Source organism: Neglectibacter sp. X4, from assembly GCF_009917365.1.
Taxonomy (GTDB): domain Bacteria; phylum Bacillota; class Clostridia; order Oscillospirales; family Acutalibacteraceae; genus Acutalibacter.
In genome coordinates this window covers 1-13,578 of sequence record NZ_QWLE01000023.1, presented here as the reverse complement: position 1 = coordinate 13,578, position 13,578 = coordinate 1, and the positions used below count along the sequence as shown (strand labels likewise).

Annotated in this window: 10 protein-coding genes; 7 read left to right on the top strand and 3 right to left on the bottom strand. The window is 56.5% G+C overall.

The window, feature by feature from the left end:
* Positions 1 to 462 precede the first annotated feature (462 nt).
* Entirely contained in the window at positions 463 to 2,109 is a 1,647-nt protein-coding gene (locus D1841_RS09425) for a methyl-accepting chemotaxis protein (protein ID WP_160642860.1), read from the top strand.
* 239 nt (positions 2,110 to 2,348) lie between these two features.
* On the opposite strand, the gene D1841_RS09420 is transcribed toward D1841_RS09425, so the two are convergent.
* The 3 genes from D1841_RS09420 to D1841_RS09410 all read right to left on the bottom strand — a co-directional run bounded on the left by D1841_RS09420 (position 2,349) and on the right by D1841_RS09410 (position 4,907).
* Positions 2,349 to 2,969, bottom strand: coding sequence for a hypothetical protein (locus D1841_RS09420; RefSeq protein WP_160642859.1), 621 nt, complete (start codon positions 2,967 to 2,969; stop codon positions 2,349 to 2,351).
* Positions 2,970 to 2,978: 9 nt separating this feature from the next.
* Positions 2,979 to 3,527, bottom strand: a complete 549-nt coding sequence (locus tag D1841_RS09415) for an NUDIX domain-containing protein (RefSeq protein ID WP_160642858.1) — start codon at positions 3,525 to 3,527, stop codon at positions 2,979 to 2,981.
* A gap of 87 nt (positions 3,528 to 3,614) precedes the next feature.
* Positions 3,615 to 4,907, bottom strand: a complete 1,293-nt coding sequence (locus D1841_RS09410; protein WP_160642857.1) for a DUF1015 domain-containing protein — start codon at positions 4,905 to 4,907, stop codon at positions 3,615 to 3,617.
* Between the two features lie 403 nt (positions 4,908 to 5,310).
* Between D1841_RS09410 and D1841_RS09405 the strand changes: the two genes are divergently transcribed.
* The 6 genes from D1841_RS09405 (at position 5,311) to D1841_RS09380 (ending at position 13,341) form a co-directional block, all read left to right on the top strand.
* A complete protein-coding gene (locus D1841_RS09405) occupies positions 5,311 to 6,357 on the top strand; it encodes an ABC transporter ATP-binding protein (RefSeq protein ID WP_160642856.1) in 1,047 nt (348 codons plus the stop codon).
* 174 nt (positions 6,358 to 6,531) lie between these two features.
* The gene (locus tag D1841_RS09400) at positions 6,532 to 7,239 is read left to right on the top strand and encodes an ABC transporter permease (RefSeq protein WP_160642855.1); all 708 of its coding nucleotides are present in this window, start codon (positions 6,532 to 6,534) and stop codon (positions 7,237 to 7,239) included.
* 43 nt (positions 7,240 to 7,282) lie between these two features.
* Positions 7,283 to 8,908: a GldG family protein gene (locus D1841_RS09395; RefSeq protein WP_160642854.1), complete on the top strand. Its 1,626-nt coding sequence runs from the start codon at positions 7,283 to 7,285 to the stop codon at positions 8,906 to 8,908.
* Between the two features lie 4 nt (positions 8,909 to 8,912).
* A complete protein-coding gene (locus tag D1841_RS09390; RefSeq protein ID WP_160642853.1) occupies positions 8,913 to 10,388 on the top strand; it encodes a DUF4340 domain-containing protein in 1,476 nt (491 codons plus the stop codon).
* 215 nt (positions 10,389 to 10,603) lie between these two features.
* The gene (locus D1841_RS09385) at positions 10,604 to 11,593 is read left to right on the top strand and encodes an ABC transporter substrate-binding protein (RefSeq protein WP_166554252.1); all 990 of its coding nucleotides are present in this window, start codon (positions 10,604 to 10,606) and stop codon (positions 11,591 to 11,593) included.
* A gap of 281 nt (positions 11,594 to 11,874) precedes the next feature.
* The gene (locus D1841_RS09380) at positions 11,875 to 13,341 is read left to right on the top strand and encodes a site-specific integrase (protein WP_161879959.1); all 1,467 of its coding nucleotides are present in this window, start codon (positions 11,875 to 11,877) and stop codon (positions 13,339 to 13,341) included.
* Positions 13,342 to 13,578: the final 237 nt, after the last annotated feature.

Genomic DNA, 13,578 nt, shown 5'->3' with positions numbered 1-13,578 from the left:
GTTGCTTTTCAGCGGGCGCTGTTCTATTGAAAGAAGAAAAGATGTTTTGTCTGGCAATGCTTTCCCTCAAATCACCAGATATAGGGGAAGAAATAGGATTTTTCCCTTCCATATGCAAGATAAGCCTTTTTTCCACGAACGTGGAGAAAGGTGTTGAAAAACCCGGCAGATTTATGCTATACTAAAAACAACAGCGCACAATTTATGGACTGCTGTCTCAAGCAGCGGTAAGCCCCGCCTGCAAATTTCCGGCCCGGCATGCTGCGGAAGAATGAGTCAGTATTGCCCGAACATATATTGTGTAATGTGCAAACAGTTTTTTGGACAGCCAGAAAGCTGTTTTAAGAAGCCGTACCCATAGGAGCCGCGGGAAATTTGTACCGCGCCCAGCTGGCATGGTTTCTACAAGCGTCTCTTGCCTTTAGGGAGGCGCAGGCATTATCCAAGAGAGGAAGGAAGCACATGGGAAAGAGCATTAAGAGGACTGTTATTTTGCAGGCGTCTGCCACGTTGCTGGCAGTGCTGCTGTTTAGCGTGGTCATTGTAGTCAACCTGGCGGGCATACAGGATGCCCAGCAGGGAAGCATACAGGCAAATGATCTAATGAACCAGGTGCAGAAAGCCGAGGTGGCCCATTACAAATGGTCTGCAAACCTGAGCAACGCCCTGTATGCGGGCACAGAGTTTACGGGCAGCATGGATCCCACCACCTGTGTGCTGGGCCAGTGGCTGTATGGGGATCTGGGAACGGACGATCCCACCATCCTGGAATTACATAAAAAGATAGAGCCTTTGCATAAGGAACTGCATGCCTCCGCCAGCGTGGTGCTGGATATGCTGGCTAAAAACCCGGAAGAAGCCCAGGCCTATTATCAGGAAACCATCCAGAGCAACCTTACCAGCCTGGTGGGGTATTTGGATCAGATAGTGGAGCGCACCACTGAAATAGACGAGGAAACCCTGGAAGATGTAAAGCATGCCATCCTGATGCTGTTTGTGCTTTCCTGCGTCTGCGTAGTGCTGGCCTTGGCCTGCCTTATCAGCCTGGTGCTGTATGTGTTCAAGCATGTAGTAAAGCCCATCCTGAAAATCAGCGAAAAGACCAAGCCCCTGCAGGAAGGCCGTTTGGATATCAACCTGGAATATAAATCCCAAAACGAGCTGGGCGCTATGGCGGACACCTTGGAAAAATCCATGACTCGCATACAGGAGTATGTAGAGGATATTAACCGCATTATGGGGGAACTGTCCGACGGCAACTTCAATGTGGGTACAGCTATGCCCTATATGGGTGATTTCAGCACCATTGAAAATTCTATCGACAGCTTCACCACCAAGCTTTCCAGCGCCATGTCCAATATTAACAACGCTGAAGGCAAGGTTTCCCAGAACGCAGAGCATCTCTCCAGCGGGGCGCAGGCCCTGGCTCAGGGCGCCACAGAGCAGGCAAGCGCTGTGCAGGAGCTTTACGCCACCCTGGACGAACTCTCCAAGGGCGCGGCCCAGAACGTGGAAGCAGCCTCCACTGCTATGGAAAATGCCCGCAAGACTGGCGAGCAGGTAAACGTGAGCAGCGAGCAGATCCGCCAGATGGTGGCGGCTATGCAGGATATCACCACCGCTTCCCAGGAAATCGGCAAGATTATCTCCACCATTGAGAATATCGCCTTCCAGACCAATATCCTGGCCCTGAACGCCGCTGTGGAGGCTGCCCGGGCCGGATCTGCGGGCAAGGGCTTTGCGGTGGTGTCCAGCGAGGTGCGTACCCTGGCAGGCCAGTCGGATCAAGCCGCAAAGGCCACCCGGGAGCTTATTGAGAATTCCATTAAGGCCGCCCAGCGGGGCAGCCAGATTGTGGAAGAAGTGTCCGAAACCCTGCAGACCACCCTGGAACTGGTACGGGATTCCAACAGTTCCATCAGCGTGATAGCCGAAGCGGTGCAGGGCGAGGCCGAGTCCATTGCCCAGGTCACAGAGGGTATCAGCCAGATTTCCCAGGTTGTGCAGAACAACTCCGCCTCCAGCGAGGAGTCTGCTGCCGTCAGCGCCGAGCTGTTCCAGCAGGTAAATATCCTCCGGGAGCAGACCAAACGCTTCAATTTGAAGTAGGCCTTTCGTCTCCGGCGGCTTAAGGGGTGTTTTTAAGGAAAACACCCCTTAAGAATCCCCAAAACCTTCTATATGAATAAAGCGGCAGGGAACTATGGCGCACATCGCCCGGTTCCCTGCCGTTTTATTTACATGAGAGTTTTTGAAGATCCCTAGAGTCTGTTTTTAAAACAGTCTCTAGGGCCATATACACCCATGCCTCCATGGTGCTTATAGTAACCGCACACATGTTCCTCTTTTCACCCCGCCGCCTCTGGCTCTTCCATTGCCTCCTCAAAGGAGGGCATCACCCCGTCGGCGCAGAATTTCCGCTTGCACAGGCTGTAGGCCCGCTCTTCATACAGCTCGCAGGCCTCCCGCGCTGCAGCCTCATTTCCCTCAACCATTTTATCCAGGTTGTCTTCCAGATATTGCAGCTTCTCGTCCAAATCTGCTTTCCATTTTTCCTGATCCGCCTGGAACGCCTCCTGATCCTCCGGGGAAAGCAGGCTGAGGCAGTCCTCAAAAGCAATGGGAATCAGCCGCGCCCATTTTTCCGTAGCATGGATATAGGCCCAGGTAATGTCATCAAAGTTGTTCGCTGAATCCAACTCCTCCTGGAGCGCCGCTTCAATGGGATTCTCCGCCCACACCTCGTCAAAGTTTGACGGCAGGGAGGAAACGGAACCAGGCCAGGAAGAGGGCGCGGAGGTAACATCAGGCGCAGGCTCTGCAGGCGTTTGCGGCAGGGAGGCCTCCGACGAAGACGGCACAACAGAGGGGGCAGAAGATGCGGGCGGCTGCTCTGTCCCCTGGCAGGCAGCTAAAAGCAGGCAAAGACCCCAGGCCGCGAAAAAGGTACGCATCAGTCTATTCTTCATAAACGCCTCCTACAAAAGCCCCTGCTCTACCAGCCGGGCTGTTTTCAAAATGCCAATTTGGGTTTTCGCGTCAGGGATCTCATTCCTGCACACCATCTCCACCGCCTTTTCCAGGGGTACCCGCTCTGTGCAGAGGAATTCGTCCTCGTCCAAAGAAAGCTCCTCCGCGTCTCCTTGGGTGCGGCAGGCCCACAGGCGGATAATCTCCCCGCAGTAGCCCGGGGTGGGATACACCTGCCCCAAAGAGATGTAGTTTTCGCTGGCAGTGCCGGTTTCCTCCCGCTGCTCCCGTTTCACAGCCTCAAAGGGATCCTCTCCCGGCTCCAGCTTCCCGGCAGGCAGTTCCAGCAGCACTTGCTTATAGGGATAGCGGAACTGCCGGACAAAAATCACCTCGTTTTGCTCGGTCAGAATGCACACGCTCACCCCGCCGGGGTGATCCACCACCTCCCGCAGGGCAGGCTGGCCGTTTTCCAGCTCCACATCGTCCACATGGACGCGGATAATCCGCCCCCGGAACATTTCCTTTTCCGATAGTGTCTTTTCATACAGCTTCATAGGCTTTCTCCCGTATCTGTAACATAAAATTTTTTGAAGATTCCTAAGAAACTTTTTGTAAAAAGTTTCTTAGGCCTCCGGAGGCATTTACGCGAACTTGTTCATCACCAGCCCGGTGATCAGCTTGGGATAGAAATAGGTAGACTTCTGGGGCATCTTCTCCCCCTTTGCCGCCACCTGGCCGATTTCCTCCACCCGGGTAGGATTCAAAAGGAAGCAGCAGTTGCTCTCCCCAGCGTCCACAGAAGCCACCGCTTCCCCGGCAGACCGGGTGTAGGTAAGGTTTTTCTGGCTTGCCATGTTCTCCTTGTCAATGCCCAAAAGCCGCTCCAGCACCAGGGTGTGGAGGATAGTCACATCCAGCCGGCGGGAGGCGGTGCTCAAATGGGGCAGGATTTCGTCCAGCAGGGCCTCGTCCTTTAACGTGATGGTCAGCCACTTCTGCCCGTCATAGAAAGCAAAGGCATGCTTCCCCTCCTCATATGCTTGGGAAAGCTTTTCTTCCGCGGCCTGCTGCCCCTCCTGCATCTCCACCAGGAAGTGCTCTTCGCAGGAAACCATCAGGTCGTGGCCGGAAAGTCCCTCCAGCCCCCGCACAAGCCTGTGGGTGGGGAACACCACCAGCCCCGGATCCCCCATATCCACCAGCATCGTCATCACATAGTCTGCTCCCGGGCAATAGGCGTCCTGCTCCCGCAGCCAGTTCCGGTAGTTGAGGGCAGTCTCATAGCGGTGGTGCCCGTCGGCAATGTAGAGCTTTCGGGAGGCAAAGTCCTCCTGCAAGGCCTGTATAGCCACTGGATCATTTACCACCCACAGGCGGTGGGTCACCAGGCCGTCGGAAAAGCTGTACCGGGGGGCTGTGCCTGCCGCCAGATTGTCCAGGCGCTGACGGGTGGTATGGCCCTCGTCCTGATAGAGGGAGTAAATCTGGCTGAAATTACAGCCTGTTGCCTGCATCAGTTGGAAGCGGTCCTGCTTTGCCTTGCTGAGGGTTTCCTCGTGGGGCAGCACCACCCCGGCGGAAAACTCCTCCAGCCGCACCAGGCAGATAAGCCCCCGCAAAGCCTTCCTTTCTCCCTTATCCACCTGGGAAAGGAACTCCTCTTCATAGATATACACGCCCTCCTCCATGTCCTGCCGGAGAACGCCCTCCTCCAGCCACTGGGCCAGGGTGCGTCCGGCAGAAGCATATGGCCCGTCAGGGCTTTCGCCGTCCCGGGGCAGCTCCAGCCGGATAACGTTTTGCGGGTTGCGGCCTAAAAATGCCTGCCGCTGTTCCTCGCTGATAATATCATAGGGAGGGCAGGTCAGCTCCTCAATTTTCCCCGCCTTTTCCAAGTCGTACCGCAAAGCCTTAAAGGCCTGAATGTCTGCCATACAGGCAATCCCCTTTCCGTGTTTATTCTATCCATATTGTAAGCGCTGGGGGCCGCCCCGTCAAGGGAAAGCCGCAAATCTTTCCCTGCCCGGGCACGCGGCTGCTTCTGGCAGGAAAGAATCACCAGGATTTCACGTAATATTCACATTATCCGGGTAAAATAACAACTGGCGCGGCCTGAGGCTTGCAAACCCGCCCTGTTTGCGTTATTATGTAAACGCTGTATCTCAAAATACAGAAATTAGTTTTTTCGATCAACCCTTTTTTTCAAAAAAGGGTTGCAGGGTTTGGGGCGAGGGTTGCCAGTGGCAACCGCTCCGAGCCGACCGAGTCGGCAGGCGAGAAGAGTCCCACGGCCTTAGAGCCGGCAGGACAATATCAAGACAGGAGGAATCAGGACATATGGTAGAGGTAAAAAACCTCACAAAGCGGTACGGGGGGAACCTGGCCCTGGACAATGTAAGCTTTACCATTGAGGAAGGCTCCATCGTGGGCTTCCTGGGGCCAAACGGCGCGGGGAAGTCCACCACCATGAATATCATCACAGGGTATCTTTCCGCCACAGCGGGAGAAGTGACGGTGTTCGGCAAAAGCATTTTGGACGAGCCGGGCGAGGTGAAGAAGCTTATTGGCTATCTGCCGGAGCAGCCCCCCCTTTACCAGGATATGACGGTAAAGGAATACCTGGAGTTTATGTATGAGCTGAAAAAGGTGAAGCTGCCAAAGGAGCAGCACCTGCGGGAAATATGCGGCCTGGTGCGCATTGAGGAGGTGTACGGGCGGCTTATCGGCAACCTTTCCAAAGGCTATAAGCAGCGGGTTGGCATTGCCCAGGCCCTCATCGGCAATCCCCCTGTGCTGATACTGGATGAGCCTACTGTGGGCCTTGACCCTAAGCAGATTATCGAAATCCGCACCCTGATAAAGCGCCTGGGGGAGAACCACACCGTCATTTTAAGCTCCCATATCCTGCCGGAGGTGCAGGCCGTGTGCCAGCGTATTATCGTTGTCAACAACGGCCGCCTGGTGGCCGACGGCGCCACAGACACCCTGGCCCACGATCTCTCCCAGGATCACCGCCTGATCCTGCGGGCAGAAGGCCCGGAGCAGGAGCTGCTGGCAGAAATCGGCAGGCTGGAGCATGTGCAGGAGGCCGTCTCCCTGGGAGAAAAGGAGCCTGGGGTGTTTGAGATTAGCGTGGAGGCCCGGCAGGATTATGACCTGCGCCGGGATCTCTTCAGCCTTTTGGCTGGGAAAAACTGGCCCCTGCTGGCCCTGAAAAATTCCGACTTGACGCTGGAGGATCTGTTCCTGCAGCTTACCAGCTCTGACGAGGCACATGCCGCGGAGGACGGGGAAGCGGTTCCGGAAGAGCCTGCCTTGGAGGAGGCTGGAGAGGAGCCGGAGGAAGGGGAAGAAGCCCCAGGGGAGGACGCCTCAGCCGAGTAAGGGAACGGATCCTTTCCAAAAATGACATACATGCAATCAAATTACAAATAGGTTACAAAACAGCAGGTTTTTCCCTGTTTTTTCCCCAGAATTACCATTATTAACAGTTTATTCACAATTGATTTTCCGGCGGGCGCAGGTTTTCCCCGGAAATTCCTGAAAGGAAGCGAGAAAGTGAAAGCCATATGCAAACGAGAGATACGCTCCTACTTCAGTTCCCCTATAGGATATGTGTGCGTGGCGGCGCTGCTGGCGCTGTACGGATACTATTATTATCTGGTGATGATGATGGGATCCTCCAGCTACATTTCCTCCGTATACGGGGTGATGTTCTCTTTTTCCATGATGGTCATTCCCATCATCACCATGCGCAGCATGTCTGACGACCAAAAAAACAAAACCGACCAGGCCCTGCTCACCGCCCCTGTAGGGGTGACAGCCATTGCCCTGGGAAAGTTTTTAGCCTGCTTCTTTGTGTTCTTCACAGCCTCCACCCTGGGCCTGCTGCCCGCCGCTGTGATGAACTTCTTCGCAAGCCCTGCCTGGGGGGAAATCCTGGGCAATTATCTGGGCACCCTGCTGTATGGCGGGGCCATGATAGCCATTGGCGTGTTCATCTCCAGCCTGACGGTAAGCCAGATTATCGCGGCCATCGGCACCTTCGCGGTGTCTGTGTTCCTGATGTATATCGACATGCTGGCCTCCTCCGTATCGAATGCGGCAGTGAGCGCCATTATCCAGTGGATATCCTTTAACACCCGGTATGAAACCTTCACCCAGGGCATGTTCAGCATTTCCGCCGCGGTGTTTTTCCTCAGCGTTATGGCAGTGTTTGTCTTTTTAACCGCCCGCCGTTTGGAGAGCCGCCGCTGGGCGTCATAAGGCCAGACAGGCATTAAGCTACAGAAAGGAAGATGGGAACATCGTGAACAATACAGATCAGAATAAGGATTTGCTGGGCGCCCCAGAGGCAGAAGTACAGCCGGAAGCCGCCCAGCCAGAGAATACCGCCCCAGTGGAAGCCGCTGTGACAGAGAATATTGCCCCGGCGGAAAAGAAGCCGGACAGGAAGCTTCGCGGCAATGGCTGGAAGCGGGGGGGCATGGCCACCCTTTTAAGCGTGGTGTTTATCGCCATCATTGTGGCGCTAAATATTATCGTGACGGCCCTGACCCAGCGCTTCCCTTCCATGGATATTGATCTGACTGCCCAGAAGCTGCACTCCCTGTCAGATCAGGCCCAGGAAATCGCCAAGGGCATCACAGCGGACACAGAGATTTATCTGGTGGGCAAGGAGGATGCCTACCGCAAGGATCTGCTTTACGCCAACTACGGCTTTCAATACAGCCAGGTGGCAAACCTTGCCGAAAGGCTTCAGGAGGCAAACTCCCATATCAAGGTGGAGTTTGTAGATCCGGACACCAGCCCCGCGCTGATGGCGGAATATGCCGACGAAAGCCTGACAAACGGCATGGTGCTGGTGCGGACAGAGAAGCGCCACAAGATTCTTTCGGTGTACGATCTCTTTGACATGCAGCAAGACCAGATGACCGGCGGCGCCCAGACCTATACCAAGGCCGACAGCGCCCTGGCAGGGGCTTTAGAACTGGTGAACCTGGAGAAGGTGCCGGTGCTTACAGTCTGCACAGGCCATGGGGAACTGCTTTACAGCGAGAACCTGGGGGTGTTTACCGATCTGATGGAAAGCCAGAACTTCTCTGTGCAGGAGGTGGACATCCTGACGGAGGACATCCCGGCAGACACCCAGGTGCTGATGATCCCCACCCCCAGCAACGACTATACCCAGGAGGAGATCCAGAAGGTGCAGGATTTCCTGAACAACCCGGAACGGGAAGAGCCTGTGGCTGTGCTTGCCACCTGCCATCCCACCCAGAGGGAGCTGCCCCGGCTTACCGGGTTTTTAGAAGAGTGGGGCATTGAGGTGCATCAGGGGGTTGTGGCGGAAAGCGACGCGGGCCGCATGGCAGCGGCAAACGCCAGCTATGTGCTGGTGGATCCTGCCGGAGGCACTGCCCTGGACGGCAATTCTTACAACCGTTTGCTGGCTCCCAGCAGCGCGCCCCTGTCCTTTGCCTTTGATTCCAACGGGGACATTACCACCCGGGCCTTGTGGGAGACAGGCAACAGCGCCTATATCATTACGGAAAGCACCACCCAGGCAGAGGCGGAGAACCCGGAAACCGCCCAGTGGGCAGTGGCGGCTATGGCCACGAAAACCCTGGAGGTAAACGGAAAAGAGAGCCTGCGCCATGTGATTGTGTTCGGCTCCTCCTATGTGTTTACCGACAGCTTCCTGGAGGCCACAGCCTTTGGCAACCGGGACTATATCACCGACCTTTTGCAGTATGCGGCAGGCTCGGATGACAGCGCTGTTACCGTGCAGGCAAGCGCTGTCCAGACCAATGTGATGGACGTGACATGCTCCCGCAGCACCGCCACCCTGTTGGGGCTGGGCGTGTTTACAGTGGGCCTGCCCCTGCTTATCCTCATCGCGGGGCTGGCGATCTTCTTAAAGAGGAGGCATCTGTAAGCCCATGAAAAAATCGGTGAAAAGCCTTCTGATTATGCTGGCTGTGCTGGTGGTGCTGGGAGGGGCGGCGGCCTGCCTGCTGCTGTTCCCGGCAGAAAGCGGCGGGGAAGGAGAAGGTTCTTCCCCGGCAGCCTCGGAGGAGCCAAAGGAAACCCTGGTTCAGATAGAGGAGGAAGATCTTGCCTCCATTCTGGTGGAGAACAGCCAGGGCAGCTTTGAAATTGTGCCCGTCCCCCCGGAAGAAACAGGGGAGGCGGAGAGCAGCATGGCGGAAGCTGCCTATACCTACACCATAAAAGGCCTGGAAAGCTACAGCCTGGACAAGGCCCGGCTGCAGAACGCCGCCGGGGAGGTGCTTTCCCTGACAGCCAGCCGCTCTCTGGGAGAGCAGGAAGACTTGGCCCAGTATGGCCTGGAGGACGGTCAGGCCGGGAAGGTGACAGTGAACCGGAAAAATGGGGAGCCGCTGGTGCTTTCCCTGGGCATCACCTCCCAAAGCGGCACCACCGGGCAGTACATCCTGCGGGAAGGCAAGGTATATATGGTGTCCGCCCTGTCAGACGTGTTTGCGGGCACTGCCCTGGACTGCGTAAGCCGGGAGGTTTACAGCATAGCGGACTGGACTATGGACGGCATAGATGAAAACGGGGAAGCCACAGTGGACACCATGCCCGACACCATCTTCAGCCTGGAAATCACAGGGGAGGATTTCCCCCAGCCCATTTCCCTGGAATATGTGGAGAAAAGCCGCCTAAACGGCTATCTGCTCACTTCCCCTGTGGTGGCGGAATCGGGCACAGCGGCCTGCGATAATTTGGTGAGCGCCCTGAAAAGCCTCAGCGCGGACACAGTGGAGGCTGTGGACGTGCAGGAGGGGGACTTGGTCGGCTTTGGCCTGGATAAGCCTGCCGCCCGGGTGTCTTTTAATATGAATAACCAGGAAATGGCCCTGGCGGCAAGCGGGAAGGATGGGGACGGAAACCGCTTTGTTATGCTGGAGGGCCAGAGCATTGTGTACAAGGTTGGGAACGCCAAGGTGAGCGCCTGGGCGGAAGCAGACCCCATGGATCTGCGCAAAGGCACCATTTGCCTGGCAAATATTGCAGATGTGGAAGAAATGTCCTTGACCGTAGACGGGGATATGGTGTATCATTTTACCATAGACTCCCAGGACGGGGAAAGCACTGTGAAAATTCCCGGCGGGCGGGAAACCAGCTATGAGGACTATGCTGCCTTTTTCCAGAAGCTTACGGCTTTGGCAGTGTTCTCCCTGGAGGAGGCTCCCTGCGAAGGAACGCCTGCTTTCCAGGTGGAGTACCAGTATAAAAACGGAAGCGGGGACACCGTGTGTTTTTACGCTGTGGAAGGGCAGGACAGGTACGCCTGCACTCTGAACGGGGAATTTAACGGCCTTGTGCGAGGCAGCGAGTTTCCGGCCCTGCTGGAAAGCCTGCGGTTTTACGGGGCAATAGTTGACTAAACGGCCCGGTTTGAGGGAAGCTATAGGAAAGGGCGGGTTTGAAAGAAGCAGGCTGCTTTTTTGAAACCGCGCCGCACTGAAAAAGGGAGAAGCAGGAAGCTGCGCCAATAGGATTGTGCTATAGCCTGTTGGTGCGGCTTCTGCGGGTTGAGAAAGGAGAGCGCAGATGAAAAAAAGCGGTATGCCTGCTGCTGGGCGCCCTGCTGCTGGCGGGGATGCTCTTTGGATGCAGCAAAAAGGAGGAGGCGCCGCCCAAGGAGGAAGCTTCCGCTGTAGAAACAGGGGAAGAGGCGGGGCCTTATAAAATCGGGCTGGTGCAGTGCGGCAGCTATGCCCCTTTGGACACCATGCGGGAATCCTTTATGAGCCGCCTGGACGAGTGGGGTTATGACGAGGTAAAGGTGGAACTGGATTATCAGAACGCCGGAGAGGACGAGGGAAAAGCGGCGGATATCTGCAAGCAGTTTGCCCGGGATAAGGTGGACATGATTGTGGCGGTGGGCGCTCCTGCTGCCAAGGCGGCCACCGAGGCGGTAGGCAGCAGCGGCGTGAAGGTGCTGTTTGCCGGGGTGAACGATCCGTCCCCCACCCTGGGCATTAAAAACCTCAGCAAGCCGGAACGGGGCGTGACCGGCGTATCCGACCGGGTGTCCGGGCAGCAGTCTGTAGAGTTTATGCAGAAGATAAAGCCGGGCCTTAAAAGCATTGGCCTTCTGTACAGCTCGGAGGATAAAAACGCGGAGGCCGCAGCCAAGGCCATTCAGGATTACTGCCGGCAGGTGGGGATTGACACCCATGTGGCCACTGCTGTCAGCGCGGAGGGGGCGGCGTCTGCCGCCCAGGAACTGTGCGGACAGGCAGATGTGCTTTTCACCCCTGGGGACGGGGTGACAACCGCCGCCGCCGGAAAGATACAGGAAGCCGCCGCACAGGCGAAAAAGCCCTGGCTTGCAGGCAGCGATACCCTGGTGCAAAACGGGGCATTGGCCTCTTTGGGAGCGGACTATGAGGAAGTGGGCAACAAGGCCGCGGACATGGCGGTGCAAATCATGGTGGGCACCCAGGTTTCCCAAATGCCCGTACACTTCTTTGACTCTTGGCAGGCCTGGATAAACCAGGCTGCCCTGGAAAGCTTTGAAGGGGAACTGCCGGAAGACCTTTTAAGCACCGCAAACTATGTGGTGCGGAAGGGCGAAGCGGCCTAAAGCGGAAAACAGCGCAAAACACAATATGGAAACCACTGTCTGGGGGATACCCAGGCGGTGGTTTTTTCTTTTTGGAGACATGCCCTTGACCGGACAGACCATTCATTTTTCGTATGCGGAAACTGCATATTGTGTACTGAAAAGCAAGGGCTACCATATTTCCACAAATCCTGCTATCCTATAGTATATAGCAAACGTACCTGGAGGCAAGCCGCCTGCTTGCGGGAGGGGGCTTCCTAAAGGGATGAGGGAAATTTCATGTGGAAAGGGGAGCAAAGCGCATGGCAAACGTGCAGGCAAGAAGGAACAAAGAGGGCCGGGTTATATCTTACAGCATCAGGGTTTACCGGGGACGGGATCCAGGCACCGGGAAGCAGCTTACACCCTATGCCAGCACCTGGAAGGTGCCGGAGGGCTGGGGGGAAAAGCGCGCCCGCCGGGAGGCCCAGCGGCAGGCAGTTTTATTTGAGCAGCGGTGCAGGCAGGGGGCTGTGGCTGACGGCAGGGAAACCTTCGGGGACTATGCCGAGTATGTGCTGAACTGGAAGGCCAGCATGGGCATGAAACACCTGACGGAAGTGCATTACAGGCAGAACCTGGAGCGGGTGCTGCCCACCTTAGGCCCCATGCGCCTGCGGGACATCCGGCCCCAGCACCTGAATAAATTATATCAGGCCCTGTCCGGCCCCCAGGCCAGGGCGGACAACGAACGCGCCCAGGCAAAGCCCCAGCTTTGGAAGGCTTTGGAGGAACGGGGCCTTTACGGGGATGTGCCGGACGGGGCAGGGAAGCGCATCAGCCTGACGCGGCTGCGCAGGGGGGAAACCGTAAAGCCCAGCACAGCCCAGCGCATTGCCGAAGCCCTGGGACTGCCGATACAGAACCTTTTCGATATCCTGCGGGAGGAGCGCACCTTGAGCAGCCGCACCGTGATGAACTGCCACTTGCTGGTGTCCACTGTGCTGGGACAGGCGGAGAAAGAAATGCTGATTCCCTTTAACCCGGCCCGGCGGGCCACCCCGCCCCGCCGGGAGGCAGGGGATCCCAACTATTTCCAGGAGGACGAGGTGGGGCAGATTTTGCAGGCCCTGGAAAGCGAGCCTTTAAAGTGGCGGGCTGCTGTATACCTGCTGCTGGTGTCTGGATGCAGGCGGGGGGAGCTTCTGGGGCTGAAATGGGAGAAGATCGACTGGGAGCGGGGCACCATCCGCATAGACTGCGCCATGCAGTACGCCGTTGACAGGGGCGTATACGAAAGCACCCCCAAGACAAAGGACTCTGTGCGAACCCTGCGCCTGCCGGAGGAGGCCTTCGCCCTGCTGGAGGAGTACCGCCAGTGGCAGGAGGCATATAGGAAAGAGCTGGGGGAGAGGTGGAAAGAGGCGCCCTATGTGTTTACCGGGGAGCATGGCGGCCCTATGAACCCTTCCCAGCTTGGCAACTGGCTTACCCGCTTTGAAAAGCGCCACAACCTGCCCCACTTAAACCCCCACGCCTTCCGCCACACCATGACGAGCCTCCTGCTTTTCAGCGGCGTGGACAGCATCAGCGTCAGCCATCGGCTGGGCCATTCCAGCGTTGCCACCACCACCAGCATTTACGGCCATCTTATGAAGCAGGCCGAGGACAAGATTAGCGGGAAAATGGAGGAATTGCTGGATTCCGCCCGCCGCAGCGCCCAAAGCACCAACCAAGTGCCTCTGGAGGAAAATTCAACAGAAAATGGAAAAAAAGACCCGGTTGAATAAAAGTTGAACGCGGCAGGAGGCATAGTTCCTAAAAAAGGAAAAATATGGAAGGTAAAAAGCCGGTTTTTAGCCTAAAATCACGAAAAGCTGGTTGAATGAAAATTGAATTTCCCGGGGAAACAGGAGGTGCGGCTCCTCTGGAAAGCCCAGATTTTCAGCGGCTTTTCGGGCATTTGCCCTTCTGCAAGTGTGAGTTTATAGATAACTTCCACTCGCCGGCGGAGCGGGGAGGAGGGG

Excerpts from the sequence above, each read along its gene's own strand:
- D1841_RS09385 (WP_166554252.1), top strand. The coding sequence starts at position 10,604 with ATGCTCTTTGGATGCAGCAAAAAGGAGGAGGCGCCGCCCAAGGAGGAA.
- D1841_RS09415 (WP_160642858.1), bottom strand. The coding sequence starts at position 3,527 with ATGAAGCTGTATGAAAAGACACTATCGGAAAAGGAAATGTTCCGGGGG.
- D1841_RS09425 (WP_160642860.1), top strand. The coding sequence starts at position 463 with ATGGGAAAGAGCATTAAGAGGACTGTTATTTTGCAGGCGTCTGCCACG.
- D1841_RS09410 (WP_160642857.1), bottom strand. The coding sequence starts at position 4,907 with ATGGCAGACATTCAGGCCTTTAAGGCTTTGCGGTACGACTTGGAAAAG.
- D1841_RS09420 (WP_160642859.1), bottom strand. The coding sequence starts at position 2,969 with ATGAAGAATAGACTGATGCGTACCTTTTTCGCGGCCTGGGGTCTTTGC.
- D1841_RS09405 (WP_160642856.1), top strand. The coding sequence starts at position 5,311 with ATGGTAGAGGTAAAAAACCTCACAAAGCGGTACGGGGGGAACCTGGCC.
- D1841_RS09380 (WP_161879959.1), top strand. The coding sequence starts at position 11,875 with ATGGCAAACGTGCAGGCAAGAAGGAACAAAGAGGGCCGGGTTATATCT.
- D1841_RS09390 (WP_160642853.1), top strand. The coding sequence starts at position 8,913 with ATGAAAAAATCGGTGAAAAGCCTTCTGATTATGCTGGCTGTGCTGGTG.